The organism is Pseudobacteroides sp., from assembly GCF_036567765.1.
Taxonomy (GTDB): Bacteria; Bacillota; Clostridia; order Acetivibrionales; family DSM-2933; genus Pseudobacteroides.
In genome coordinates this window covers 1-26196 of sequence record NZ_DATCTU010000117.1, presented here as the reverse complement: position 1 = coordinate 26196, position 26196 = coordinate 1, and the positions used below count along the sequence as shown (strand labels likewise).

28 protein-coding genes are annotated in these 26196 nt (G+C 37.7%); 25 read left to right on the top strand and 3 right to left on the bottom strand.

What is annotated here, in order from left to right; genetic code table 11:
- Positions 1–54: 54 nt before the first annotated feature.
- The 11 genes from VIO64_RS19220 (at position 55) to wecB (ending at position 9473) form a co-directional block, all read left to right on the top strand.
- A complete protein-coding gene (locus VIO64_RS19220) occupies positions 55–423 on the top strand; it encodes a DUF2089 domain-containing protein (RefSeq protein ID WP_331921277.1) in 369 nt (122 codons plus the stop codon).
- Between the two features lie 60 nt (positions 424–483).
- A complete protein-coding gene (locus VIO64_RS19215; protein WP_331921275.1) occupies positions 484–1695 on the top strand; it encodes a DUF4097 family beta strand repeat-containing protein in 1212 nt (403 codons plus the stop codon).
- 190 nt (positions 1696–1885) lie between these two features.
- Positions 1886–2968, top strand: a complete 1083-nt coding sequence (gene prfA / locus VIO64_RS19210) for a peptide chain release factor 1 (RefSeq protein WP_331921273.1) — start codon at positions 1886–1888, stop codon at positions 2966–2968.
- A 135-nt stretch (positions 2969–3103) separates the two neighbouring features.
- Entirely contained in the window at positions 3104–3841 is a 738-nt protein-coding gene (locus VIO64_RS19205) for a ZIP family metal transporter (RefSeq protein WP_331921271.1), read from the top strand.
- Positions 3842–3876: 35 nt separating this feature from the next.
- Positions 3877–4929 carry an L-threonylcarbamoyladenylate synthase gene (locus VIO64_RS19200; RefSeq protein WP_331921269.1) on the top strand — a complete coding sequence of 351 codons (1053 nt, stop codon included), beginning with the start codon at positions 3877–3879 and terminating at the stop codon, positions 4927–4929.
- Between the two features lie 19 nt (positions 4930–4948).
- Positions 4949–5446, top strand: coding sequence for a low molecular weight protein arginine phosphatase (locus VIO64_RS19195; RefSeq protein WP_331921267.1), 498 nt, complete (start codon positions 4949–4951; stop codon positions 5444–5446).
- Between the two features lie 85 nt (positions 5447–5531).
- Positions 5532–5981 (top strand): ribose 5-phosphate isomerase B, encoded by a 450-nt coding sequence (rpiB, locus tag VIO64_RS19190; protein WP_331921265.1) that lies wholly within the window; start codon positions 5532–5534, stop codon positions 5979–5981.
- A gap of 31 nt (positions 5982–6012) precedes the next feature.
- Positions 6013–6642 (top strand): uracil phosphoribosyltransferase, encoded by a 630-nt coding sequence (gene upp / locus VIO64_RS19185; RefSeq protein WP_331921263.1) that lies wholly within the window; start codon positions 6013–6015, stop codon positions 6640–6642.
- Between the two features lie 64 nt (positions 6643–6706).
- The gene (locus VIO64_RS19180; protein WP_331921261.1) at positions 6707–7144 is read left to right on the top strand and encodes a cytidine/deoxycytidylate deaminase family protein; all 438 of its coding nucleotides are present in this window, start codon (positions 6707–6709) and stop codon (positions 7142–7144) included.
- Positions 7145–7171: 27 nt separating this feature from the next.
- A complete protein-coding gene (locus VIO64_RS19175) occupies positions 7172–8278 on the top strand; it encodes an MraY family glycosyltransferase (RefSeq protein WP_331921259.1) in 1107 nt (368 codons plus the stop codon).
- A 43-nt stretch (positions 8279–8321) separates the two neighbouring features.
- Positions 8322–9473: a non-hydrolyzing UDP-N-acetylglucosamine 2-epimerase gene (wecB, locus tag VIO64_RS19170; protein WP_331921257.1), complete on the top strand. Its 1152-nt coding sequence runs from the start codon at positions 8322–8324 to the stop codon at positions 9471–9473.
- An 80-nt stretch (positions 9474–9553) separates the two neighbouring features.
- On the opposite strand, the gene VIO64_RS19165 is transcribed toward wecB, so the two are convergent.
- Together VIO64_RS19165 and VIO64_RS19160 are read right to left on the bottom strand one after the other, a co-directional pair.
- Positions 9554–10303, bottom strand: a complete 750-nt coding sequence (locus VIO64_RS19165) for a flagellar motor protein MotB (protein WP_331921255.1) — start codon at positions 10301–10303, stop codon at positions 9554–9556.
- Positions 10293–11102: a motility protein A gene (locus VIO64_RS19160; protein WP_331921253.1), complete on the bottom strand. Its 810-nt coding sequence runs from the start codon at positions 11100–11102 to the stop codon at positions 10293–10295. Before VIO64_RS19160 ends, VIO64_RS19165 begins: the two co-directional genes overlap by 11 nt.
- Before the next feature lie 311 nt (positions 11103–11413).
- Here VIO64_RS19160 and VIO64_RS19155 point away from each other — a divergent pair, with 311 nt between their 5' ends.
- From VIO64_RS19155 to VIO64_RS19095, 13 genes are all read left to right on the top strand, one after another.
- Positions 11414–11809, top strand: a complete 396-nt coding sequence (locus VIO64_RS19155) for a hypothetical protein (RefSeq protein ID WP_331921251.1) — start codon at positions 11414–11416, stop codon at positions 11807–11809.
- A gap of 77 nt (positions 11810–11886) precedes the next feature.
- Positions 11887–12630, top strand: coding sequence for a F0F1 ATP synthase subunit A (locus VIO64_RS19150; protein WP_331921249.1), 744 nt, complete (start codon positions 11887–11889; stop codon positions 12628–12630).
- A gap of 12 nt (positions 12631–12642) precedes the next feature.
- Positions 12643–12876: an ATP synthase F0 subunit C gene (atpE, locus tag VIO64_RS19145; protein ID WP_331921247.1), complete on the top strand. Its 234-nt coding sequence runs from the start codon at positions 12643–12645 to the stop codon at positions 12874–12876.
- A gap of 133 nt (positions 12877–13009) precedes the next feature.
- Complete coding sequence (atpF, locus tag VIO64_RS19140; RefSeq protein ID WP_331921245.1) at positions 13010–13498, top strand: F0F1 ATP synthase subunit B; 489 nt, start codon at positions 13010–13012, stop codon at positions 13496–13498.
- Positions 13498–14031 carry a F0F1 ATP synthase subunit delta gene (locus VIO64_RS19135; protein ID WP_331921243.1) on the top strand — a complete coding sequence of 178 codons (534 nt, stop codon included), beginning with the start codon at positions 13498–13500 and terminating at the stop codon, positions 14029–14031. The genes atpF and VIO64_RS19135 overlap by 1 nt, the downstream gene beginning before the upstream one ends.
- Positions 14032–14121: 90 nt before the next feature.
- Positions 14122–15633 carry a F0F1 ATP synthase subunit alpha gene (gene atpA, locus VIO64_RS19130; protein WP_331921241.1) on the top strand — a complete coding sequence of 504 codons (1512 nt, stop codon included), beginning with the start codon at positions 14122–14124 and terminating at the stop codon, positions 15631–15633.
- An 11-nt stretch (positions 15634–15644) separates the two neighbouring features.
- Positions 15645–16523: an ATP synthase F1 subunit gamma gene (gene atpG / locus VIO64_RS19125; protein ID WP_331921239.1), complete on the top strand. Its 879-nt coding sequence runs from the start codon at positions 15645–15647 to the stop codon at positions 16521–16523.
- 63 nt (positions 16524–16586) lie between these two features.
- On the top strand, positions 16587–17978 hold the full coding sequence (gene atpD / locus VIO64_RS19120) for a F0F1 ATP synthase subunit beta (protein WP_331921237.1): 1392 nt from the start codon (positions 16587–16589) through the stop codon (positions 17976–17978).
- A gap of 11 nt (positions 17979–17989) precedes the next feature.
- Positions 17990–18397 carry an ATP synthase F1 subunit epsilon gene (atpC, locus tag VIO64_RS19115; RefSeq protein WP_331921235.1) on the top strand — a complete coding sequence of 136 codons (408 nt, stop codon included), beginning with the start codon at positions 17990–17992 and terminating at the stop codon, positions 18395–18397.
- 118 nt (positions 18398–18515) lie between these two features.
- Positions 18516–19244 (top strand): ABC transporter ATP-binding protein, encoded by a 729-nt coding sequence (locus tag VIO64_RS19110; protein ID WP_331921233.1) that lies wholly within the window; start codon positions 18516–18518, stop codon positions 19242–19244.
- On the top strand, positions 19234–20892 hold the full coding sequence (locus VIO64_RS19105) for a putative ABC transporter permease subunit (RefSeq protein ID WP_331921231.1): 1659 nt from the start codon (positions 19234–19236) through the stop codon (positions 20890–20892). Before VIO64_RS19110 ends, VIO64_RS19105 begins: the two co-directional genes overlap by 11 nt.
- A 7-nt stretch (positions 20893–20899) precedes the next feature.
- On the top strand, positions 20900–22018 hold the full coding sequence (locus VIO64_RS19100; protein ID WP_331921229.1) for a DUF3810 domain-containing protein: 1119 nt from the start codon (positions 20900–20902) through the stop codon (positions 22016–22018).
- 110 nt (positions 22019–22128) lie between these two features.
- Entirely contained in the window at positions 22129–22569 is a 441-nt protein-coding gene (locus tag VIO64_RS19095) for a PPC domain-containing DNA-binding protein (RefSeq protein WP_331921227.1), read from the top strand.
- Between the two features lie 67 nt (positions 22570–22636).
- Here the strand turns inward: VIO64_RS19095 and VIO64_RS19090 are convergent, their stop codons facing one another.
- The gene (locus VIO64_RS19090) at positions 22637–22852 is read right to left on the bottom strand and encodes an FmdB family zinc ribbon protein (protein ID WP_331921225.1); all 216 of its coding nucleotides are present in this window, start codon (positions 22850–22852) and stop codon (positions 22637–22639) included.
- A 724-nt stretch (positions 22853–23576) separates the two neighbouring features.
- On the opposite strand from VIO64_RS19090, the gene VIO64_RS19085 reads away from it, so the two are divergent.
- Positions 23577–26196, top strand: a 2620-nt coding sequence (locus tag VIO64_RS19085; protein WP_331921223.1) for a fibronectin type III domain-containing protein, incomplete at its 3' end; no start/stop codon positions are given.

Here is a 26196-nt window from a genome sequence, read left to right as displayed (position 1 = left end):
TAAAATTTTTAAATAATTTTATCAAGGTTGTTAATAAAATTAAGAGGTGATTATATGGCTAGGGAAGTACTTGGTAAATGCCCGGTATGTGGAAATGACACCATAGTTAAGAGAATAGGCTGCGATGAATGCGGTACAAATATAGAAGGCAGTTTTCAATTATGCAAGTTTTGCAAACTCACTGTAGAGCAAAAATCATTTATAGATGTTTTTATAAAATGCAGAGGCAATATAAAGGAAGTGGAAAAAGAGCTGGGAGTTTCATACCCTACCGTTAAAAATAGGCTTGAAGATGTTGCGAATGCACTTGGGCATCAGCAGGATCAGGATGCTTCTGTATCCAGTAAGAAAAAGGACATACTGGATAAGCTCAATAAAGGAGAAATTTCTGCTGAGGAAGCTATAAGTTTGCTGAAAGAATAATAGTGATATAGAGTGATATAAATTGTATCAAAGACACCTTGATCAGGAGGGATTAAAACTATGCCAAATAATGAAGAAAAATTACTTATACTTAAAATGCTGGAAGAAGGAAAAATTTCAAGTGAGGAAGCTGCCAAGCTTTTGGAAGCTTTAGAAGGTTCCGGTTCAGGAAGCGGTCGTGAGGAAGGCTCAAATAAGCAGCACAGACAGGTCAATTTTCAATTTGAGGTTGAAAAAGTTAAAGAAAAAATGCAGGATTGGAAAAAAGAGTTTAAACAAAACATTAAAGGCTACAAAGAAGGTGAATTTGATAAAACGGTTGAGGACTTTGTTGATAAGGCTGAGAAGCTTGGTAAGAATTTGGCAGCTACAACCTACGGTGTTCTTGATAAAATGGTAGATTTCGTAGGCAGTTTTATAGATACAAATGCTTTTAATGTATTCGGCAGCTACAAGGTAGAAGACAGATCCTTCGAGTGGATTGCAACAGAAGGAATGGATATAGATATTGAGGGTACAAACGGCAGTATAATTGTAAAGAAGCATGATGACAATAAAATAATTGTAAAATCCAAGGTAAGAAGTCCTCAGAACAATGCGGATGAAATTCTCGGGCTTATACAAGATGACTGCAAATTCTCCATTAAAATAAATAAAGCAATGAATGTAAGTGTAACACATGAGATATATATTCCGGCAATTAAGTTTAAAAGTATGAAATTTACTACAACTAACGGTAAAATATACGTAGAGGATACAATTTCACAGGATTTCCAGTGCAGCACCAAGAATGCCCATATAGAGATAATGGGAGTAAATAGTGACAATATAAAGCTGAGCACCAAAAATGCAAGAATCCAGGCAAGTTATCTTATATCAAAGGTAATAGAGATTGATACAACCAACGCAACTCTTGATATAAAGCACATAAAGGCAGAAAAAATCAAAGCATTATCCACCAATGGCAGACTTTTGGCTGAAAATATAAAAAATCCCGATGGTATTAAAGTTATTGATATATACTTCAAAACATCAAATGCATGGATTAAAATCAATATGAATGATATGAACAGTAATGGCTATAAAGTTAAGGCACAGACCTCCAACGGCGGAATTAACCTTTTGATACCACAGATTATTTATAATAACCTTGGAAAACAAGGCTTAGGCGGGGCTACTGTTGAGGCGGAGAGTGTAAACTTTAATGAGGCGGAGCATAAGGTTTATATAACAGCAGAAACTGCAAACGGCTATATAGAAATTGTAAAATAGCATACTTAAGTTTCATTGATTATCACTTAAGGCAAGGCGAACTACACTTTAGAGGGTAGGAGACCTTGTCTTTTTATACGTATGAATAAGGATTGATTAATTGCTTTTATGCAAAATCTGTGGATAATATTTTAAAATTATGTTATAATAATTCACCGTGGATTGAAATTTTTGATTATTGAGGTGCAAAATGTTTGATAAACTTCAAGCTGCTGAGGATAGATTTGAAGAAATAAATCATAAGCTCAGTGATCCTTCTGTTATAGGCAATCAGGAAGAGTACAGAAGGTATATGAAAGAGCATTCCGAACTGTCGGAGATTGTTGAGAAATACAGGGAATATAAAAAAGTGAGCAAGGATATTGCCGATGCTAGAGAACTTCTTCAAGACAAGCTTGATGCTGACTTCAGGGAGATGGTTCAGGCAGAGTTCAAAGAGTCTGAGGATAAGTTGGAAGTTATAAAAAGGGAACTTAAAATATTACTGATTCCAAAGGACCCAAATGATGACAGAAGTGTTATTGTTGAAATAAGAGGTGGAGCAGGCGGGGAAGAGGCTGCATTGTTTGCTCAGGTCCTTTTCAGAATGTATACAAGGTATGCTGAAAGTAAAAGATGGAAGGTAGAAATTTTAGATTCAAATCCAACCGAGCTTGGCGGATTCAAGGAAGTTGTATTTTCAATTGAAGCAAAAGGGGCATACAGCCGTCTCAAATTTGAAAGTGGTGTACACAGGGTTCAAAGGGTTCCCTCCACTGAAGCCAGCGGCAGGATACATACATCTACAATCACCGTTGCTGTATTGCCGGAAGTTGATGATGTTGAGGTGGATATCAATCCTGCTGACCTGCAGATTGATACTTACAGGGCAGGTGGTGCCGGTGGTCAGCATATCAACAAAACTGAATCGGCCATAAGGATTACCCATATTCCTACAGGTTTGGTAGTGACCTGTCAGGATGAGCGTTCCCAGCATAAAAACAAGGACAAGGCTATGAAGGTTTTAAGATCAAAGCTTTATGATATTGCAGAGGAACAAAAGAACTCAGAGGTTGCCCAGGCAAGAAAGAGTCAGGTTGGAACAGGTGACAGGAGCGAGAGGATTAGGACATATAATTATCCCCAGGGAAGGGTTACAGATCATAGAATAGGTCTTACCTTATATAAGCTAGAGAGCATTGTTGAGGGAGATATTGATGAGATAATCGACGCTCTTATTACTACAGATCAGTCAGAGAAGCTTGGAAGCGGAGCTATGGATGACGAGGATTAAAAGGTTGCCAAATCGCAATGGATTTTGATATAAAATAGCTATATATATAATTTTAAGCTCACCAATTGAATAAGAATTAATATGCAGATTGCAAACCAGCCTGCAAATAATTATTCTTAACATTGGAGTGAGTTTATGGATTTGTTATTAAAAGTATCATTAATAGGCCTTATCTCGGGGATTGCAGGAACAGGTGCCGGGGGATTAATGGCTTTTTTTATTAAAGATATATCCAACCGGACACTTGGCTTTATTATAGAGTTTTCATCAGGCCTTATGACGGCAGTTGTTTGTTTTGAGCTTCTGCCTGAGGCTTTCGGCTTTGGGGGGATATATCTTACGTTTGCAGGCGTAATAGCAGGGATATTGACTATAATTGCAGTTGAGGAATTTATTAACAGTTCAGATTACATAAAAAAGAGTTATAAAAACTCAAGTTTATTAAAGACGGGCATACTAACAGCAATAGGGTTGGCACTGCACAATTTTCCTGAAGGGATCGCAGTAGGTTCAGGATTTGGGGCTTCTGTAGAGTTGGGAATCGCCATAACTTTTGTGATATTGGTTCATGACATTCCTGAGGGGATCGCAATGGCACTACCTATGAAGCTTGGAGGACTAAGTAAATTTAAAGCATTTTTTTACACTGCATTGACAGGGGTACCAATGGGCATCGGAGCCTTTATAGGTGCGTTCCTCGGAGGTATATCCAAAGATCTCATTGGAGCATGCCTGGGGTTTGCGGGCGGATGTATGATTTATATAGTTCTGGGTGAGTTGATACCCCAGTCAAAAAGTTTGTACAAAGGCAGGCTGCCTGTTATAGGGAATATATTGGGTCTTATATGTGGTATAATTGTGTCTGTAAATTAATTCTTCCACTAAAGACGGATTAAAGGAGCAGAGATTTGAAAACAATTATAAAGAGTATTGATAAAAACAATATTGATATTAAAGATATTGATGAAGCGGCTTCCATATTGAGGGAGGGCGGGCTTGTCGCGTTTCCTACCGAAACGGTTTATGGATTGGGAGCAAAGGCACTTGACCATAAGGCAGTAGGCAAAATATTTAGTGCAAAGGGAAGGCCATCTGACAATCCACTTATTGTGCATGTTTCAGACGTGGATATGGTCAAGGGCCTTGTTAAGGAAATACCAAGATTGGCACTTAAATTGATGGAAGAATTTTGGCCGGGGCCATTAACCTTGATTATGGAAAAATCAAGCTCCGTTCCTGAAATTATTACGGCAGGGCTTAATACGGTGGCGGTAAGGATGCCGGCACATCCTATAGCCTTGAAGGTTATCGAGAGATCGGGGGTTCCTGTTGCTGCACCAAGTGCAAATATTTCAGGAAGACCAAGCCCGACAGAGGCTGTACATGTAATTGAAGACCTTATGGAAAAGGTTGAAATGATTATTGATGGGGGCAGCTCTCAAATAGGCCTTGAGTCAACGGTTCTGGATGTTACGGTTAGCCCACCCATGATTTTGAGGCCGGGTGGAGTGACGTTGGAGCAGCTTAAGGAGTTTGTGGGGGAAGTTGATATTGACAAGGCAATTCTAGCAAACTATCAGGATGATGTTAAACCGAAATCACCTGGGATGAAATATACTCATTATTCGCCGAAGGCAGATGTTATCATAATTGAAGGAAATATAAAAGCTTGTGTAGAAAAGATCAGAGAACTGGCTGAGGATTATGTTAAAAAGGGTGTAGCTGTAGGTATACTGGCTACCGAGCAAACTAAAGAGAGATATACTATAGGAATAGTTAAATCTTTAGGGGACAGGGAAAGGCCGGACACCATTGCTTCCAATCTGTTTAAAGGGCTAAGGTGCCTTGATAATGAGGGCGTTGGCGTAATACTTGCTGAGGCAGTGGAATACGGGGGAGTTGGACTTGCAGTCATGAACAGGATGAAAAAAGCAGCCGGTTATAATATTGTTAAAGTATGATTAGTATAGAGGTGATAATGTGAAGCATATTTTGTTTGTATGTACAGGCAATACCTGCAGAAGCAGTATGGCAGAAGGCCTATTTAGAAGTCAACTGGAAAAGGATCCGGTGCTTAGTGATAAACTAACAGTTGAGTCAGCCGGCGTTAATGCATTTGATGGAGATATGGCCAGCACCAATTCAATAAAGGTTTTGAATGAAAGATTTGACATTGATATTAGTGGACACAGGGCAAAGCTGATAAATAAACACTTGGTTAATAAAGCGGATATTATTCTGACAATGACTGCTGGCCATAGGGATTCTTTGGTTTACAATTTTCCTGAAGCCAAGGATAAGACTTATACAATAAAGGAATTTGTGAGACTCAACCTAAAGGGTATGAATAATGGAGGAAATTTGGATATAAAGGATCCTTACGGAGGTTCTAAGGAGATTTATGAAAAGTGTGCCGAGGAAATACTTTCAGAGATAAGACAGGTGCTGACTATCCTTAAGGGTTATTTTGATGTCTAGGGATTTAATCACTTTTACTGATTTTGCAATTTATTTTTTTTGACATAAAGTACTCAATAATATAAAATGAAAAAGGGTGAAAAAATTGATAGGTATAGGCAGCGATCATGGCGGTTTTAACTTAAAAAATGAAATAATTAAATTTCTTACGGACAAAGGCTATGAGGTAAAGGATTTCGGAACTTGCAATACTGAGTCTGTTGATTATCCCAGCTTTGGAGAGGCTGTTGCCGAAGCTGTAAGTAAAGGGGAATGCGAAAAGGGTATAGTTATATGCGGTACAGGTATAGGTATATCTATTGCAGCAAATAAAGTTAAGGGAATAAGAGCGGCTCTTTGTACAGATTCATATATGGCAAAAATGTCCAGAGAGCACAATGACTCAAATATTCTTGCATTAGGAGAAAGGGTACTGGGTTTGGGAGTAGCTCTTGATATAGTGGAAACCTGGTTAGACACCAAGTATCTTGGGGGAAGGCACCAGTTAAGACTTGATAAAATTTCTCAAATTGAAGAGAAAAATGGTAGTAAATAAATTAAATTTTTTTACGAAAGGAATATTACAAATGAAAAATGTTCATCTTCTTGACCATCCGCTTATTCAGCACAAAATTTCTTTATTAAGGGATATAAATACCGATACAAAGGAATTCAGAGAACTTGTACAGGAAGTCTCCATGCTTATGGGATATGAAGTTACAAGGAACATGTCTTTAAAGGAAGTTGAAATTGAAACTCCTGTCGGAATTGCAAGAACTAAGATTATTTCCGGCAAAAAGCTTGGTATTGTGCCGGTTTTGAGGGCCGGTCTGGGTATGGTAGACGGTATGCTTCAGCTGCTTCCCATGGCAAAGGTAGGTCATATAGGCTTATACAGGGATCCCGAGACTTTAGAGCCGGTTGAATATTACTGCAAGCTGCCTTATGATATTGAGGAGAGAGACATAGTAATTTTGGATCCTATGATTGCTACCGGTGGCTCTGCTTCAAGTGCGATTTCTTACTTGAAGGAGAGAAATGTAAACAATATTAAATTAATGTGTTTGATTGCTGCAAAGCCTGGGATCGAAAAGATAAACAAGGATCACCCTGAGGTCGAGATTTATTGTGCAGCGATAGATGAATCTCTTAATGATCATGGGTATATTGTTCCCGGTTTGGGAGATGCCGGAGATAGATTATTTGGAACAAAATAACATTTAATTGAGTTTTATTTTATCCGATATATATTAAAGTTAAATGTGGTTTATGGAGGTCAAAATGAGGCCATCATGGGATGAGTATTTCATGGATATAGTCGATCTTATTAAAAGCAGATCGACATGCATTAGAAGGCAGGTTGGAGCACTGATTGTAAAGGATAAGAGGATACTGGCAACCGGCTATAACGGAGCACCTACAGGCTGCAAACATTGTTCGGACATTGGCTGCCTGAGGGATCAGCTAAATATTCCTTCAGGACAGAGGCACGAATTGTGCAGGGCTATCCATGCCGAGCAAAATGCTATTGTACAGGCGGCAAATTCAGGTGTTAGTTTAAGCGGCGGTACTTTGTATGTAACAATTCAACCATGTGTTTTGTGTGCAAAAATGGCTATCAATGCAGGTATAAAGAAAATAGTATTCAGAGGGGATTATCCCGATGAGTTATCTATGGAACTTTTAAAAGAAGCCGGTATAAGGGTAGTCAGGATGTAAATATTTTTACAAAAGAAGGTGTTATTCATGGGTTTGACATATGAATATATAGTATCCTTTATATTGGCATTTATTGTGTCTTTGTGTGCGACTCCTATTGCTAAGAAAGCTGCATACAAATTCGGAGCAATTGATGTACCCAAAGATGATAGAAGAGTTCACAAAAAGCCTATTCCCAGACTGGGGGGATTGGCTATTGTGGCAGGATTTTTTGTTACTTTATTGTTTAATATTATAAACGATGCTATTACAAGCGGAGAAGCATTTGAGCTAAGTACCCAGATGCTAGGACTTATAGGTGGAATAACTATTATAGTCATAATGGGTATCATAGATGATATAAAGCAGCTAGGACCCAAGATTAAGTTTTTGATTCAGTTTGTAGCGGCAATAATTGTGGTGATTACAGGAACCAAAATTAATGTTTTGTATGGGTTTGGTCTAAGCCCATATATATCCTATCCGCTGACGGTTTTTTGGATTATAGGAATAACCAATGCGATTAATCTGATTGATGGTCTGGATGGGTTGGCTGTAGGAGTTTCGTCTATTGCATCATTATCCTTATTCTTTGTGTCGATAATTACATCAAGGTGGGATATAGCGATAATAACTGCCATATTGGCTGGTTCAACACTAGGTTTTCTGCCTTTTAATTTTAACCCGGCCAAGATATTTATGGGGGATACAGGGGCTTATTTTCTAGGTTTTACATTAGGTGTAATTTCAATTCAGGGGACAATAAAATCATATACAGCTATTGCAATAGCAATTCCTCTTTTAGTTCTTGGGCTGCCGTTGTTTGATACAATAACAGCCATATTAAGAAGGTTGGCTGGCGGTAAATCCATAATGTCGGCAGACAGAGGACACATTCACCACAAGCTTATGGATATGGGGCTTAATCAGAGGCAGTCTGTTGTTGCAATATATACTGCCAGTGGGGCATTGGGATTGTGTGCAATAGTACTTGCAGGCAGAGGTGTTTTAAGTGCCATAATACTCGTAGCGGCGTTGTCCATTTTCATAATTGGGGGAGCAAAGTTTATGACAGAAATAGATCCTCAATCTGATGAAGAAGATGGAGCTATTGATGCAGCGGAAAACAAGGTAAGTACAGATAAAACACTTTAGTTAACGCAGTATCCGACATTTTAATTAAACAAAGGAGCTTATTATGAAGAAGTTAAAGGTTATAACCGTTTTTGGGACAAGGCCTGAAGCAATAAAAATGGCACCTTTAGTCAAAGAAATGGAAAAATATGCTCAGATTGAATCAATCGTATGTGTTACAGCACAGCACAGGCAGATGCTTGACCAGGTTTTAGAAATGTTTGGCATTATTCCTGATTATGATTTAAATATAATGCAAGACAGGCAGACGTTAAAGGATATAACAATAAGAGCGTTAGACGGTCTATGTGATGTTTTCGCAAAAATATCTCCCGATATCGTTTTGGTGCATGGAGATACTACCACAACATTTGTGGCAAGCCTTGCGGCTTTTTACAACAAGATCAGTGTGGGGCATGTTGAAGCAGGACTAAGGACTTTCGACAAATACTCACCTTATCCCGAGGAAATGAACAGAAAACTTACAGGGGCATTGGCGGAGTATCATTTTTCGCCAACAGCCGTAAATAAATCCAACCTTATTAATGAAGGTGTTGGGGAAGATAGGATATACATAACAGGCAATACAGTAATTGATGCATTAAAAACTACTGTAAAGAAAGACTATGTTTTTGAAAACGAAAATTTGAGACAGGTTAACTTTAAGGATAAACGAGTTTTAACGGTTACAGCACACAGGAGAGAGAACCTTGGAGAGCCCTTAGCAAATATTTGCAAAGCACTAAGAGCCATTTCACAAAAATTTGATGATGTTGAGATTGTTTATCCGGTTCATTTAAATCCTGTGGTTCAGGAAACCGCCAGGTCAATAATGGGTGAGTGTGCTAATGTTCATCTTATATCACCGATCGGTGTTTCAGACATGCACAACCTGATGAATTTGTCCTATATGGTACTAACGGATTCGGGAGGTTTACAGGAGGAGGCTCCTTCTTTAGGAAAACCTGTTCTGGTATTACGAAATGAGACTGAGCGTCCAGAGGCAGTGAAAGCTGGAACGGTTAAGATAGCCGGAACCGATGAAGCACGGATAATTTCTTTGGCATCAGAGCTTTTAGAAGATAAGAATGAATACAATAAAATGGCAAAAGCTGTTAATCCATATGGTGACGGTTCAGCCTCCGAGAGAATTACCAAGGCCTTGCTGTACGAGTTTGGATATATTGAATCAAAGCCTGTGGAATTCAAAGTATGATGCAATTAGTGGCTATATTATAGTGTTAAATAAAAGTCCCGGACTGTTTTTGAAATAGGCCGGGATTTGTTTCTTTTGCTCTACTTTGCATCACTTGTATAAAAAGAGTTTTTTACAATGACAATGTCAACTCGTCTGTTTATCCTTTTATTATAAGTAGTGGTGTTAGGTGCCTTTGGCCTATATTCACCAAACCCTATTGCGGATATTTTCAATGGGTTAAGCCCTGCAGTATCTATCAATGTCCGAACTACATTCGTTGCACGTGCCGATGACAGCTCCCAGTTGGAGGGGAATAACGCGGTGTTAATAGGGTCGTTGTCCGTATGTCCCTCTACCCTTATCTGATTCCCGGGAAGGGATTTTATTATTTTACCGATTTCAGCCAAAGTTGTTTTCGCGGATGTTTCATATACGGCACTACCGCTTTTAAAAAGAAGGTTGTCTTGCATGGATATTTCAACACCACGCTCCTGGACATTAACTGTCACCTGATCCATGAGGCCTTTTTCCCTAACTAGGGACTCCACCCTCCTTTTAACTTCTTCCATCTGTTTCTTCTCAAGATTGTCGGGAATTACCGTAGAAGTGCTTCCTTCATTTAAATCAATAAGCGAATTTGAAGTGCCGGTTGTGCCAATATAGGTCCCAGCCTGGCTGCTGCCCAGCTCTTCCCTTAAGGATGCAGCCAATTGGTTGAATTTTTCGGCATCAACCTGGCTCATTGCGTATAATATAATGAAAAATATAAGGAGTAAATTCATGAGATCGGAATAGGTAAGCAGCCAGCGTTCAGTATTGTCCTTAACAAGCTTAACTTTATTTGCCAAATTTTATCACCCCACTGCCTTTGTCACCCTTTCCATTAAGCTGCTCGAGAAGTTTAAGGTTTAGCTTTTCTTTAATAATTCTCGGGTTTTCTCCTGCTTGAATAGAAAGCAATCCCTCAATGATGAGTTCGTTGAACATAACTTCTTTTTCTGCTTTTGACTTTATTCTTCCGGCTAGTGGTAAATATACCAGATTAGCCAGACCTACACCGTACATTGTTGCTATAAAAGCAACTGCTATACTGTGGGCCAGCTCTTTTGTGTCAGAACCCATGTCCCCCAGGATTAGAACCATACCCATAACTGTACCGAGAACTCCCATAGTAGGAGAAAAACCTCCGGCAGCTTCCAATATTTTAATATTTGATTCATAGATACGAAATTTTAGCTCGCTTTCTCTTTTTAGAATATCCTTTATTACCTCTCCTTCAACCCCATCAACTACCAAAGCAATGCCTTTTTTTAAAAGTCCTGCCTCGCTTTCCATTTCGCTATCCTGAATGTATTGTTCCAGGCTCAGAAGACCATCCTTCCTTGCTTTCTCTGAAAGTTCGGATATTTTTAGAATAATGCCAACTTCATCATGCTTTTGTTCTTTAAATAATAATCTGAGTGCAAAAGAAAGCTTTTTTAGTTCCGATAATGGAAAGGTAAGGGCTGTTGCACCTATGGTTCCCCCAATAACTATGATTGCAGAGGTTTTTTGAAGGAGGGCACCAATTGTTCCACCTTCCATAACATAACCGAACAGTACACTTGCAAAGCCTATTGCCAAAGCAAAAATCGCTGCTATATCCATATAAAATCCACTCCTGATTTAGATGTCTAAAATTGACTGTTAATGGGGTTTATAAGTAAATAAATGTAAGCGAATTCTTCATTTTATCCCAAAAAATTCTATATTAATTTGTATTGATTTCAATATACAGTTGTGATATTATTAACAAAAGCTTTTTGTTTGCCTATAACAGGAACTTTATGAATAGATTTGATAAAAAGAAAGATACTATTTATCAATGTGTTTATCGGAACTATTATAAGTAAACTTTAATTAAAATATAGATAACTTTTAACCAGTTTTAAAAGTTATATCTAATAAGGGATAAGAAATTGCTCAAAACAAAATATGAGAAATATATTATAAAAAGATCTGCTGTATTATTTTTATTGATTGCAGTGGTGGATTTTATTTTTTTAAAGAATAAGTTTCTTGTTTTTTTTGGCCTTTTGATTGGTAGTACTTTCAGTATAATTAAATTTGGCATGTGGGCTATCTTATTATCTAAGTTCTTTTTACCTTCTCGCAATGGAGCTGTGGTAGTTAAGTCCATTGTCATTTTCTTGCTGTTATTTGGGGGGACAGCGTTATTATTTGTTATTTCAGTATTAATAAATATGTCATTACTTATAGGGGTTACAGAAGGGGTACTTCTTGTACCTTTTACGGTTTTCTTTTTAAGTTTGATTGGAGGAGCCGGTATAAAAAATAATGATTTTATTAAATAAATAGACATAAAGTAAATAGAAGTTTAGTACGATATGGATTATTATAGTCTAAATAACTTTTCAAGAAGGTGATGTAGATGCATAGTGAAGAATTGATGCATAAGATGCAGTATAAGGCCTACGATATCAATATTTTTGGTCTGCACATTCCTATATCGGATTCAATTATAGTAATGTGGATAGTGATGGCTGTATTAATAATATTTTCAATTGTTTTTACCAGAAAGCTGCGTATGGTTCCGACAGGAAAGCAAAACGTGGTGGAGGCTGTGGTTGAGTTTGTTAATAACTTTACCAAAGGCAGTCTAGGGCATCATTGGAGACCATTTGCTCCCTACTTTGGGACCATGCTTCTTTTCTTATTATTTTCCAATATAATATCAATTTTTAATGTAATTCCTACCGGAAAGGCTATTGCAGAATATACAGGGCTAAGCTTTTTAGAGCATTTACCTGAGATTGCACCGCCTACAAAAGATATGAATGTAGCTGCTGCCTTAGCTATAATGTCCATAGTACTGGTTTTATTTGCCGGGATAAAGTTTAAAGGTGTTAAAGCATGGCTAAAAAGTTTTATAGAGCCGCTGCCGATAATGCTGCCTTTTAAAATATTGGAGTATTTTGTTAGGCCATTATCGCTTTGTCTTCGTTTATTTGGTAACATATTGGCGGCCTTTACAATTATGGAATTGATATATATAGCTGAGCCATTCCTATTACCGGGTGTGTTCAGTATATATTTTGATTTGTTTGATGGTGGACTTCAAGCATATATATTTGTATTTTTGACTTCGCTTTATGTTGCAGAAGCTATTGAGTAAGGAGGTGAAACAATGGATAGTTCAGGATTAATTGCAATTGCAGCAGGTATTGCTGTGCTAACTGGTGCGGGAGCAGGAATAGGAATAGGTATTGGTACATCTAAAGCTGCTGAAGCTGTTTCAAGGCAGCCGGAGGCATCTGGTAAAATAATGTCCATAACTCTTGTTGGTTTGGCATTGGCAGAAGCCACTGCCATTTATGGACTTTTGATTGCCATACTGCTGTTCACAAAACTTGGAGGATGATTTGCGTTATTTACCGTTAGATTGTGTGGGAGGGTTTCCTCCCACACAAAATGATTGATGCAATAAATTCTTCAGACTTAAATGAAGAATTGATTCTATAGATAATGATTTATTATGAAAGGATGAATCAAAGATGTTAATTTATTTTGAAAAGTGGAGATTCATTTTAGTTTTTATTAACTTATTAGTTTTATATTTTTTTATGCGAAAGTTTTTATTTAAGCCTGTTACACAATTTATGGAAAATAGAACAAAGGCAATTAAGGATTCTATTGACAATGCTGAAAGAGCCAATGCTCAAGCAAATGACTTAAAGCAGAAATACGAGGAGCAGTTAAGGGCATCCAAAAATGAGGCGGATCAGATCATAAATGATGCTAAAGCCAGAGCAAATAAGGAATATGAGGCAATATTAAGTAATGCCAGGAAAGATGCAGAGGGTATTCTTGCAAGAGCCAGAGAAGAAGTTGAACGTGAAAGGGCTCAGATGCTAAAGGATGTAAGAAGCCAGGTTACCGGGCTGGCACTTGTAGTTGCTTCTAAGGTTGTTGAAGCAAATATGGATAATGAAAAGAACAGGGTATTGGCAGAAAAATTTATTGATGAGGCAGGTGCAGCATAATGCCCTTAGTAGATAGAAGATATGCGGAGGCATTGGTGGAAATAGCCGATGAAGCCGGGGACATGGATCGGTTTCAGAATGAGTTGGCACAGATAACCGGCATATACAAGGATCAGCAGGATTTCAGGCTTTTTCTTATTAACCCTGAGGTTAAGATTGATACCAAAAAGGATATTTTAAACAATATTTTTTCCAAAAGCCTCAAGCCTGAGATTTTTAAATTTTTGATGCTGCTTCTAGATAAGGGCAGAATAAGAAACTTGCCCGGAATAAATGGTGAATTTATAAAGCTTGCGGATAACAGGCGGAATACACTTAATATCACCATTATATCGGCAGCAAAATTGGAAGAAGATCAAGTAGCAAGGATTAAAGAGAAGTATGGTAAGGAATATAGAGCATCAAGAGTTAAGGCAAATATAGAGATTGATCAAAGCCTTATCGGTGGAGTAAAGGTAAAGATTGGCGATAAGGTTATTGACGGTTCGGTTAAAGGAAGGCTCGAAAGCATTAAAGAGCTTTTAATAAAATAACAGTAAAGATCAATGTTGTAAAATCACTTTGTGATTTTTGTTGTTGTGAATTTTATAGCCTGATATATATTTTATGACGAGGTGAGAAAGATGAATTTGAGACCTGAAGAAATTACTTCGATAATAAAACAGCAAATAGAAAATTATGGGGTTAAATCAAAAACTGATGATGTTGGATATGTTTTGCAATCAGGTGACGGTATAGCCAGAATATATGGACTTGAAGGCTGTATGTACGGTGAGCTCCTTGAGTTTGAAAACGGCATACGCGGCATGGCTCTTAATCTTGAGGAAGACAATGTTGGATGCGTTCTTTTGGGAGATGCTGAGGGTATAAAGGAAGGAACAAGCGTAAAACGTACAGGTACTACAGTGCAGGTGCCTGTCGGTAAAGAGTTGATAGGAAGAGTTGTTAACCCATTAGGCTATCCTCTCGACGGTAAGGGTGAGATAAAAACTACAAAATTTAGGCCTTTGGAATATTTGGCACCGGGTGTTGTGCACAGAAAATCTGTTAATACTCCTCTCCAGACGGGCTATATGGCAATTGATGCAATGATTCCTATCGGAAGAGGACAGAGAGAGCTTATCATAGGCGACAGGCAGACGGGAAAAACTGCCATAGCTATTGACACCATTATTAACCAAAAAGGAAAGAATGTTATTTGTATATATGTAGCAATAGGTCAGAAGGCCTCTACTATTGCCGGTATAATAAACACTTTGGAGCAGTTCGGTGCAATGGAGTATACAATCGTTGTATCGTCTACAGCCAGTGAAATGGCTACGGTTCAGTATATAGCACCCTATGCGGGATGTGCAATGGCAGAAGAATTTATGTACAACGACCATAGGGATGTTCTTATCATTTATGACGATCTTTCAAAGCATGCTGTTGCATACAGGGCAATGTCGCTGCTTTTGAGAAGACCGCCCGGAAGAGAAGCTTACCCGGGGGATGTATTTTATCTGCACTCAAGACTTCTGGAAAGATCAGCAAGACTTAGCGATGAATTGGGAGGCGGCTCAATCACTGCACTTCCTATAATAGAAACTCAGGCAGGAGATGTTTCTGCTTATATCCCCACTAACGTAATATCTATTACAGACGGTCAGATATTCCTTGAGTCGGAGCTTTTCTTCTCAGGTCAAAGACCGGCCTTGAATGTTGGTATATCTGTATCCAGGGTTGGTGGAGCTGCACAGATAAAGGCCATGAAGAAGGTTGCAGGGCCTCTTAGAATAAACCTTGCACAGTACAGGGAGTTGGCAGTTTTTGCCCAATTTGGATCTGACCTTGATAAAGCCACCAGAGAAAAGCTGATGCAGGGTGAAAGGCTGATGGAAACCTTGAAACAGCCTCAGTACTCCCCAATACCTGTAGAACATCAGGTAATAATGCTTTATGTGGCATCAAATAAGTACTTAATGGATATTGAAGTTAAGGAAGTCAGAAAGTTTAACACCGAGCTTATTAAATTTATGGATGAGAAATATCCTCAGGTTGCAAAGGCTATAGCTGAAACCGGTGAACTTAAGACTGAAACAGAAGAACTGCTTAAAAAGGCTATAGATGAATTTAAAAAGAACTTCAAGAGGTAGGTGGTGCTGTTATGGCAAATATGCGTGAAATTAAGTCAAGAATGAAAAGCATAAAGGAAACAAGACAAATAACAAAGGCAATGAAGCTTATTTCCGCTGCAAAATTAAAAAAAGCCAGACAGCAGCTTGATCAGACCAAGCCGTTCTTTGACAAGGTCAGGGCTACAATTGGAGATATACTAATGCACAGCGGCAAAATAGACAATATTTACTTTGATCTAAGGAACGAAAAAGAGGGAAAGCGAAAGTGTTATGTGATTATTACCGGAGATAAAGGGCTTGCCGGAGGATATAACCATAACATTATTAAGCTTGCTGAAGGTGAGATAAATAAAGACCCCAATTCTCTCCTGCTTGTTGCAGGGCATATGGGAAGAGGCCATTTTATTAGAAAGAAGTACAATGTGGATACCGAGTTTGATTACCCGGTGCAGAATCCAACAATATATAGAGCAAGAGACGTTGCTGAAAATATACTGGAATTGTTTAAAAACGGTGTTGTAGATGAAGTGTTTCTTATTTACACCAAGATGATTTCGTCTATAACTCTAGAACCAAAGATAATGCAGATTTTACCGTTAACTATTGAGGACTTAAGGGAAGACGTAAATGCTAAAGAGGTTAAGATTGATGAAAGCCTTTCGTATGAACCGTCTCCTCAGGCTGTTTTTGATGTGCTTATTCCAAAGTATGTTAAGGGTATAATTTACGGTGCATTGGTAGAGGCTTTCACAAGCGAGCAGAACGCCAGAATGTCAGCAATGGATAATGCAACAACCAATGCGGATGAAATGCTCAAGATTTTAAATCTCAATTATAATAGAGCGAGACAGGCAGCAATCACTCAGGAAATTTCTGAAATTGTGGGAGGGGCTGCAGCCCTGTCTTAAGAAATAATTGAAGAATTACTTAGAAATTTATATATATATTACTTTGAACGGAGTGAGATTATTATGGCCTCAAATGTCGGAAAGATAATGCAAATAATTGGTCCCGTTATAGACGTCAGGTTTGAAAGCGGCAGTCTGCCCAAAATATATAATGCAATAAATATTAAAAGGGGTGAAGATACTGTTGTTGTAGAGGTTATGCAGCATCTTGGAAATGATACGGTAAGATGTGTTGCCATGTCTTCAACAGACGGGCTTGTAAGAGGACTTGATGCAGTAGATACCGGGGCCCCTATCAAGGTTCCAGTGGGTAAGGAAGTCTTGGGAAGGGTGTTTAATGTACTTGGTGAGACGGTTGATGAAGCTGGTGATGTAAAGACAAACAATAAATATCCCATTCACAGGCCGGCACCAAGCCTTGAAAATCTGAAGCCTTCAACTGAGATTCTTGAAACGGGAATAAAGGTTATCGATCTTCTTGCACCATATGCAAAGGGTGGAAAAATAGGACTTTTTGGTGGTGCAGGTGTTGGAAAAACAGTTCTTATTCAGGAACTAATAACAAATGTAGCAAATGAACACGGTGGATTCTCAGTATTTACCGGTGTTGGAGAAAGAACCAGAGAAGGAAACGACCTCTGGGTTGAAATGAAGGAGTCAGGAGTTTTGCAGAAAACCGCCATGGTTTTTGGACAGATGAATGAGCCGCCTGGAGCAAGAATGAGAGTTGGCCTTACGGGACTTACAATGGCAGAGTACTTCAGAGATGAATTGGGGCAGGACGTTTTGCTGTTCGTTGACAATATATTCAGATTCATTCAGGCTGGTTCAGAGGTTTCTGCGTTGCTGGGAAGGGTTCCGTCAGCCGTCGGTTACCAGCCCACCCTCGCGAACGACGTAGGTGAACTTCAGGAAAGAATTACATCTACAAAGAAAGGGTCAATAACATCAATTCAGGCTGTATATGTGCCAGCTGATGACCTCACTGACCCTGCTCCGGCAACCACGTTTGCCCACCTGGATGCGACTACTGTTTTATCAAGACAAATAGTTGAAGAAGGAATATATCCTGCTGTTGACCCCCTTGACTCAACATCAAGAATACTTGATCCGAGAATATTAGGAGAAGAGCATTACCAAGTAGCATTGAAGGTCCAGGAAATACTTCAAAGGCTCAAAGAGCTTCAGGATATCATAGCAATTCTCGGTATGGATGAGCTTTCAGAGGAAGATAAACTGACGGTTTACAGAGCAAGGAAAATAAAGAGATTCCTGTCACAACCGTTCTCAGTTGCTGAAACCTTTACCGGCTACAAGGGTAAATATGTTCCTGTAAAGGAGACCATAAGAGGATTTAAGGAAATTATAGACGGAAAAATGGATGATATTCCGGAGTCATGCTTCTACATGAAGGGAACCATTGATGAAGTTTATGAAGAAGCCAAGAATATGTAGGGGGTGTGAATATGGCATCCAAGTTTATGCTTGAAATTGCTACACCGGACAGAAGGTTTTTTTCCGGAGAGGTGGAAATGGTTGTTCTAAAAACACCCGATGGAGAGATGGGGATTTTAAAGGATCATGCACCTACGGTTGTTGCTGTAGATATTGGTCCCATAAGAATTCTTCAGGATGGTGAATGGCTTGAGGCTTTCTTGAGCGAAGGGTTTATGGAGATAACCAGAGAAAAGACTGTTATTCTCTGTGACACAGCCGAATGGCCGAATGAGATTGATGTAAACAGGGCAAAGGCTGCCAAGGAAAGGGCAGAGGAAAGGCTCCAAAGGCAATTGTCACAAATAGAATATATCAGATCAAGAACAGCTTTGGCAAGGGCTATGGGAAGATTAAAGGTATCAAAATCCATAAAGTAGCCATAGGAAAATTTAGGGTACTTAAGCACCCATCAATAATAACATTTGCTACGCAAGTTTTTCATAAGCTGCTTCTAACGTAGAGGCAGCTTTTAATTTAGTGAAAGGACTCATAAAGATGATCGAATTAAACAATGTAAGCAAGACATACGGAGGAAAGCTCAAGGCAGTTGACAGCCTGAATCTTAAGGTCCAAAAAGGTGAAATATTCGGGTTTTTGGGGCCTAACGGTGCAGGAAAGACTACAACTATAAAAATGATAACTGGTATATTAAACTGTGACAGCGGAACTATAAAAATAAATGATGTAGATATTGACAAGGATCCAATAGAAGCAAAAAGGCAGTTTGGCTTTGTGCCTGATGATCCCAATATATTTTTAAGATTGAAGGGAATTGAGTACCTAAATTTTATGGGAGATATATATAATGTATCTGCTTCTGACAGGAACCTGAGGGTTGAGGAGCTCAGTAAAAGGTTCGAGATGGCAAACGCCCTTACCGATCCTATCCAGAGTTATTCGCACGGTATGAGGCAGAAGATTGTTATTATGGGTGTTTTGATCCATAATCCTTCCGTGTGGATATTGGATGAGCCTCTCACAGGACTTGATCCAAAGTCTTCCTTTGTTTTGAAGGAGATGATGAGAGAGCATGCCGAGAAAGGGAAAACGGTGTTTTTTTCCACCCATGTTCTCGAGGTCGCTGAAAAAGTCTGTGACAGGGTTGCTGTAATAAATAAGGGAAAAATTCTTTTTTGCGGCACTCTTGAAGAGATGAAGATACACTTTAAGGGTGAAGGATCTTTGGAAAAAATGTTCTTGGAGATGACTGGAAATGAAAACTAATACTTTCTTACTTGCAAAGGTTTTGTTAAAGGGCGGTACAGATGCATCAGATAAGGGTAAAAACAAACGAAAATGGATTCTCAGAATTATCTTAGGGATTGCATTTTTGCCCATGATGGCACAGCTAGGGGCTTTTACCGCTGTCTCATATGATGTTTTGAAGAATATGGATATTGAGACTGTTATTCCAGCCATAATTCTTGCACTTACAAGCTTTGTGGTGTTCTTTTTCGGAATATTTTATATTCTTAATACATATTACTTTACAAAGGATATAGAAAGCTTGTTACCCCTACCGCTTAGGCCTTTTGAAATAATAGGGGCAAAGTTTATTGTTGTGACGGTTTATGAGTATTTGACAGAAGCGGTTGTTTTGCTTCCTGTATTATTGGTATATGGTATAAAAAGCGGCGGCGGATTTTTGTATTATTTATACTCCGTTATTATATTTTTGACGCTTCCTATTATACCTCTTGTAATTTCTTCACTTATAATAATGCCTTTAATGAGGTTTACGGGGCTTATCAAAAATAAAGATAGATTTAAGTATATTGCAAGTATAATTGCAATCGGTATAGGAATTGGGGCACAATTTGGAGTAAGAAAGTTTGTCGATGGCAACCTTGATCAGAGCAAGCTGGAAACAACATTGTCACAGCTCGAAATGAATGTCAGTGCCGTTACATCTTTCTTTCCAAGTGCTAAATATGCTGCTTTGTCCTTAGTAAGAAGCATGGAGTTTTCAGGTCTTGTAGATATGCTGTTGTTTATTGGTATGTCTGCCTTAGTAATGCTGGTGTTTTTGTACTTAAGTCAGCTTTTGTATTTTAAAGGCGTTATGGGTATATCTGAAACAGGTTCAAAAAGAAGGGCAATGAGCAAGTCAGAGCTTAAGCGTACTACCGAGATAAAGCCGGTCATGCTTACCTACTTTTTAAAGGAGATAAGAATAATACTAAGGACACCGGCGTTTTTTATAAACTGCATACTGGCCAATTTTATATGGCCTGTTATAATTATGGTATCCAGCTTTACAAATTCAAGTAAAGGAATGAGCCTTGAACAGCTGGGTAGTATTGTAAAGCAGAATGGAGACAACGGTCTTATATTAGCGGTTGGATTTGCAGTTTCACTGTTTTTATCTTCAAGCAACAGTGTTACCTCAACGGCAATATCAAGGGAAGGGCAAAACCTGTATTTTAATAAATACGTGCCTTTAGGATATGACAGACAAATTCTTATGAAGGTTATGTCGGGGGTGGTCATCGGGGCTTTTGGGTATGTTATCACATTAGTAGTGATAAGTGTCATGCTTAAGCTTAATATATTTACCATAATACTCTTGGTTCTGGTCGGACTCTTCGGAGTTGTTTTCAGCTCATTTACAGGAATTGTGCTTGATTTGCTAAATCCAAAGATAAACTGGGATAATGAGCAAAAGGCAGTAAAGCAGAATCTGAATGTTATTTTTAATATGATAGCAAGCATAATATTTGCCGGAGCTTTTATATTATTTGTTTTTATTACCGGCTTTAGAGTGCTGGAGACTCTCATAGCAGTAGTTTTGATATTTGGTATTTTCAATGCTGTTTTATTTTATTTGGTTTCTACAGTAGGAGTAAAACTATTTAAAAGAATAGAGGGATAATGCTGATATGAATCTTAAAATGAAAAGAAGCGGTATTTGGAAAAGAATCATTGTAATTATGCTAATACCTATAGGCCTGCTTTTGTTTTATGGAACAGCTCATACCCCAGAATTGATTGAAAAGTACTACTCCAACTTATTGGGCAAAAAAATTATACAGCTGCTAAGTGCTATTACCGGGCTGCTGCCTGTATCCTTGATGGAGTTTCTGGTAATTGGTCTCATATTATATATTTTATATAATATTTCCACGTTCGTATACAGACTTACTAAGGCAAAGGGACGCAGGAAGCAGGTTGTTGCAGGCTTTTTTAAAAAAGTATTTGTATTTGTTTCAATTATATATATAATATTTATAGTCGGCTGGGCATTAAACTATAACAGGTACCCTTTTTCCAGGATAGCTTCCTATAATACCGGCAATGTCAATATTGACGAGCTTGTAGAGGTATGCGATAAACTTATTGGGCAAACAAATGAACTAAGGTTAGAGGTAAGGGAAGATGAAAAGGGTATTATGTTTTTGGAAAAGGGAAAGGACAAAGCTTTAAGTACGGCATATCAAGGATATGAAGAGCTTGCCAAAACATATCCTGAGTTTATAGGCGACTATGGAAGGCCGAAGGGATTGTTGTTTTCCAAAGTATTGTCTTTGCAAGGTTTAGGTGGCATATACTGTCCCTTTACCGGCGAGGCAAATGTTAATATGGATATGCCGGATTCGTCCATTCCTTTTGTAATTTGCCATGAGATGGCTCACCAGCGTGGATTTGCCAGGGAAGATGAGGCCAATTTCATCGGCTATTTGGCAAGTATGGAGAATCCCGATGTAGATTTTAAGTATTCGGGTTCCATATCTGCACTAAATTATGCAATGAATGCTTTATATGAAAAGGACAGGGAAAAGTTTAATTCCTTGAGAGGGAAGTTCAGCCAGGAGGTCAACAGAGATCTTAAGGCCAGGAATGTTTATTGGAAGAGCTATGAAGGAGTTGTGAACAAAGTATCGGATGCTGCTAATGATGCCTACCTGAAGGTAAACAGGCAAAAAGATGGAAACGAAAGCTATGGAAGAATGGTGGATTTGCTGATATATCATAATAGGCAGAGCAAGCTGCTAAATTAATCTATAAAAGCGTGATAAATCTTAAACTTGATATCTTTAAATTATGTATAGAGCATAAATATTTAAATATACATCAATTGTTAACATAAATGAAATGGAGAGGGAAAAGTTTGCAATACAGGGAAGGAACATTTGGAAGGATATTTGTTGTAAAGGTTGAAGACGGAGATGAGCTCATCGAATCCATTAAGAAGGTAGCAGAAGAGGAAGAGATTAGGACAGCTGCATTTATTATGCTGGGGGCCCTAAGGGCAGCTTCATTTGTATCGGGTCCAAAGGAACCGGTTTTACCTCCTGAGCAGGTGTGGAAAAGTTTTTCCGACGGTAGAGAAATAATGGGTGTAGGTACCATATATAAAAGTGATAATGAGCCTTCAATCCACCTTCATATTAGTATTGGAAAAGGTGAGGAAGCCCATGTAGGATGCCTGAGGGAGAGCGGGCAGGTTTATATTGTTGTGGAAGTAGTCATATTTGAGATTAATGGTATTGAAGCTGAAAGGATATTTGATAAAAATCTAGGCTTGAAAACCATCAAGTTTATAAATTAAAGGGATGGTTAAATACTACTAAGTTTATTTTTGTATTTGGTTCAGCATAAAGGAAAGCTGCTGAGACTTAGTGACCGCAGCAGCCGTTACATTTGTGAATGTTAGGACAATCCTGGGAATTGTTTTTCTTCGATTGTATGATATTGATGCTCTTAAAAAGGGTTTCAAGCTCATTGCTTCCGCATTTTACACATTTAATCTGCTTGTTGTCTCTTTCGCTCATCTTTGCCATAATATTAAATTCCTCACCGCAATTCTTACATTTCAAATCATAAAAGGGCATGTGGGTACCTCCTGTAATTTTTTAATCATACCTTAATATAGCATACCGGGTAAAAGTATTTCAATAGCAAGTTGCCCGGCACAATAAATAGGACTGTACATAAGTTATAAAGGATGATTAAATAATACTTTATTAAACAATAATTACTAATGATATCTTTTGCCAGACTCATTGGTTTTGTGTGTTTATTAAATAATATATTTGAGCAATGACTTTGTATTTCAAGGCTACATAAATACTACACTTCAAATAATTGATGCTGAAATGGCATTTTTAAAAAAATCTTTATCGGATTTTTTTTCGAAGAATATTTTCATATGTTAGCCGTGGTATAACATATAACACGATAAACACAAAATTGGGAATTGATAAACAAAGAATAATATTGTAAAATATAAAAATAGGGTAATATCATTTGGTAAGGGTTGTAAAACATTAAGTAGCTTTTTTATAGTAACAATTCTGCAAGAGATTAAGTCGAGTCTATTTTCTAAATAAAAGTGTTTAATAATTTTAAATTCAATTAAGAGTAGGTTTATTCTGCAATACATTTGTATGACTGCTAGAAGCAATAAATTTACGATTAGAGTGTATATTTTTGATTTGATCGCAAGGTTTACTTATGAGGTTGTTTGGGTCTGTAGTAAGCATTTGGTTCGCAATTCAGAATCAAGTGCTTTTTTAATATAAAAACAAATAAAAGTAAGTATGGAGGAATTTTAGAATGGAAGTAAAGAATAGATGTATTGCCATCTTATTGGTATTGTTGCTTTTATTTCAGAGCATAGTGCTAGACAATTTTTGGCCTGCGAATATAAAAGTGGTATTTGCAGAGCAAACACAAGCTACTGAGTTACCCTCAAGTACACCTATAGACACATTAACAGAGACGCCAACAGTACTACAAACAAATACACCAACCACAATAATTAATGAAGTTTATCAAACACCATTACCAACAGATCTATTGATCCCGACTGAACTTCAGTTAACAAATATTCCAAGTATAACGCAACAACCAACAAATGCATACACAAATACACCTACCAATACCTTAAAACCCACTGATTTAGCAACTCCAGAAGTAACAGCTACAATAAATCCTACGTCAACACCTGATCTGACGTCCACAACGGAAATTGATACCCAACCACCATCAGTGCCAACGGGCCTTTTTGTTTTTTCAAAAACTGACACAAAGGTAAATTTGTCATGGACTGACTCTACTGATAATTTTGGAATTGAGCAATATATAATTCTTCGTGATAACATAGAAATAGGATTGGCTATAAATAACAATTTTACAGATTCAGGACTGGAAAACGGAAAAACTTATGAATATAGAATTATAGCCAAAGACACTGCAGGAAACTTGTCAGATGCAAGTGATGCAATATACGTAACTACAAATGATATACAAGCTCCATCAAATCCTCAGAACTTGAGAACTAGTTCTAGAACATCAACTACAGTAGAAATAACTTGGGATTCTTCGATAGATAATGTTGGAGTTACAGAATATCTAGTATTTGATGGATCAAATCAAATTGGTTTTACCAACGGTATAAATTCATTTTCATTAACTAATTTATCTCCAACTACTGATTATAATATAACAGTAAAAGGTAAAGATGCTGCTGGAAATATATCTCAAGCAAGCAACATCTTATTTCTCCCTGCTTATCCGTCAGTTCCAGAAAATCTAATAATAACTCCAAGTGAAAATACAATAAATGTAACTTGGGATAGCTCATCTGGTGCTAACAGTTATGAAGTCTTATTTGATAATAATTTAATTAATATTAATGATATAAGCTATACTTTTAACAACTTAATGCCAAACACATCACATAGTATAAAAATAAGATCGGTTAATCAAGCTGGATGTAGCGATTGGTCACCTGAATTTACAACATATACTTTACTAAATACTCCAAGGAACATTACAACTAATACAACGGATACAACTTTGACAGTAAACTGGTCTTACGTCAATGATGCAGCAAGCTATGATATTGAAATGGACAATCAGATTATCACTAATATAACAGATACTGCATATACTTTTGCTAATTTATTACCAGGAACACAACATTCCTATAAGATTAGGGCTAATAGTTCAAATAATAATAGTAACTGGAGTGAGCAATCTAATGTATTTACTAATCTAGGCACTCCTGTTAATGTAGCAATGTCAGTAACCACTACTACAATAACATTGAATTGGGATAATGTGGTTAATGCAATAAATTATGATGTTGAAGTAAATGGAGTTGTGGAAAAGAATGTTGCTATGAATAACTGTGTTGTAAGTGGCTTGATACCTAATACACTTTATAAGGTCAGAATTAAAGCAAAGAATCAAGATGCTTTTAGCCAATGGAGCAATGAAGTTTCAAAGACTACTTTAGTAAGCACTAATGCTAGTGGAACAATAAACCAGAATACTACATGGACAGCTGCAAACAGTCCGTACATTTTGCAGGGTAGTATAACGATTTCTGCAGGTGTTACGCTTACAGTTGAGCCTGGGGTTGTAATAAAGAGTAATAATAATAGACATACAATATCAGTTCAAGGAAAGCTAAATGCAATAGGTACAGCAGAAAGCCCTATAGTATTTACAAGTATGAAGGATTCAGCATATGGGGGAAGTGGAGTAACAGGCTCATCAAGTGATTATTGGGATGGTATAAGCATATCAGGAACAGGAGAATTAGTAGGAGATTATGTCAAAATAAGGTATGGTGCTGCTTATTCAAATAATAATAGTGCATTGAATGTATCAGGCAAGCTAACACTTACCAATTCAGAAATAGCCAACTCATACTGCTACGGAGTATACTTTAATCCAACAACAGATGTATCGATAAAGCATAGTAGGATAGAGAATTCCAAGCAAACTGGAATATATGTATACAACACAACAACAGGAGCAATGACAATAGAGAACAATACAATAACAGGAAACGGATCATCAGCTATTTATGTAAAGAGCTATGGTACAGGAAACCTGAGTGTTCGGGGAAATACAATAACAAGTAACACTGGATATCCTATATCTGTTCCACTTGGGGGATTGAAATCGTCCATATTTGGAAACATAGAAAATAATACCTACATAGGAAATACTAATGGAGGAGTTCCTTATGACAGTGTTGTAATAGAGGGAACGCCAACAATCGATTTAACAATAACCAGTGGAATGTATTATATGAGTAGTTCGATTAGTGTATCAACCGGGAAAATACTAACAGTTGAGCCTGGGGTTGTAATAAAGAGTAATAATAATAGACATACAATATCAGTTCAAGGAAAGCTAAATGCAATAGGTACAGCAGAAA

Coding starts and splice junctions, on each gene's coding strand:
- VIO64_RS19220 (WP_331921277.1), top strand. CDS start 55: ATGGCTAGGGAAGTACTTGGTAAATGCCCGGTATGTGGAAATGACACC.
- VIO64_RS19215 (WP_331921275.1), top strand. CDS start 484: ATGCCAAATAATGAAGAAAAATTACTTATACTTAAAATGCTGGAAGAA.
- prfA (WP_331921273.1), top strand. CDS start 1,886: ATGTTTGATAAACTTCAAGCTGCTGAGGATAGATTTGAAGAAATAAAT.
- VIO64_RS19205 (WP_331921271.1), top strand. CDS start 3,104: ATGGATTTGTTATTAAAAGTATCATTAATAGGCCTTATCTCGGGGATT.
- upp (WP_331921263.1), top strand. CDS start 6,013: ATGAAAAATGTTCATCTTCTTGACCATCCGCTTATTCAGCACAAAATT.
- VIO64_RS19180 (WP_331921261.1), top strand. CDS start 6,707: ATGAGGCCATCATGGGATGAGTATTTCATGGATATAGTCGATCTTATT.
- VIO64_RS19175 (WP_331921259.1), top strand. CDS start 7,172: ATGGGTTTGACATATGAATATATAGTATCCTTTATATTGGCATTTATT.
- wecB (WP_331921257.1), top strand. CDS start 8,322: ATGAAGAAGTTAAAGGTTATAACCGTTTTTGGGACAAGGCCTGAAGCA.
- VIO64_RS19160 (WP_331921253.1), bottom strand. CDS start 11,102: ATGGATATAGCAGCGATTTTTGCTTTGGCAATAGGCTTTGCAAGTGTA.
- VIO64_RS19150 (WP_331921249.1), top strand. CDS start 11,887: ATGCATAGTGAAGAATTGATGCATAAGATGCAGTATAAGGCCTACGAT.
- atpE (WP_331921247.1), top strand. CDS start 12,643: ATGGATAGTTCAGGATTAATTGCAATTGCAGCAGGTATTGCTGTGCTA.
- atpF (WP_331921245.1), top strand. CDS start 13,010: ATGTTAATTTATTTTGAAAAGTGGAGATTCATTTTAGTTTTTATTAAC.
- VIO64_RS19135 (WP_331921243.1), top strand. CDS start 13,498: ATGCCCTTAGTAGATAGAAGATATGCGGAGGCATTGGTGGAAATAGCC.
- atpA (WP_331921241.1), top strand. CDS start 14,122: ATGAATTTGAGACCTGAAGAAATTACTTCGATAATAAAACAGCAAATA.
- atpG (WP_331921239.1), top strand. CDS start 15,645: ATGGCAAATATGCGTGAAATTAAGTCAAGAATGAAAAGCATAAAGGAA.
- atpD (WP_331921237.1), top strand. CDS start 16,587: ATGGCCTCAAATGTCGGAAAGATAATGCAAATAATTGGTCCCGTTATA.
- atpC (WP_331921235.1), top strand. CDS start 17,990: ATGGCATCCAAGTTTATGCTTGAAATTGCTACACCGGACAGAAGGTTT.
- VIO64_RS19110 (WP_331921233.1), top strand. CDS start 18,516: ATGATCGAATTAAACAATGTAAGCAAGACATACGGAGGAAAGCTCAAG.
- VIO64_RS19105 (WP_331921231.1), top strand. CDS start 19,234: ATGAAAACTAATACTTTCTTACTTGCAAAGGTTTTGTTAAAGGGCGGT.
- VIO64_RS19100 (WP_331921229.1), top strand. CDS start 20,900: ATGAATCTTAAAATGAAAAGAAGCGGTATTTGGAAAAGAATCATTGTA.
- VIO64_RS19090 (WP_331921225.1), bottom strand. CDS start 22,852: ATGCCCTTTTATGATTTGAAATGTAAGAATTGCGGTGAGGAATTTAAT.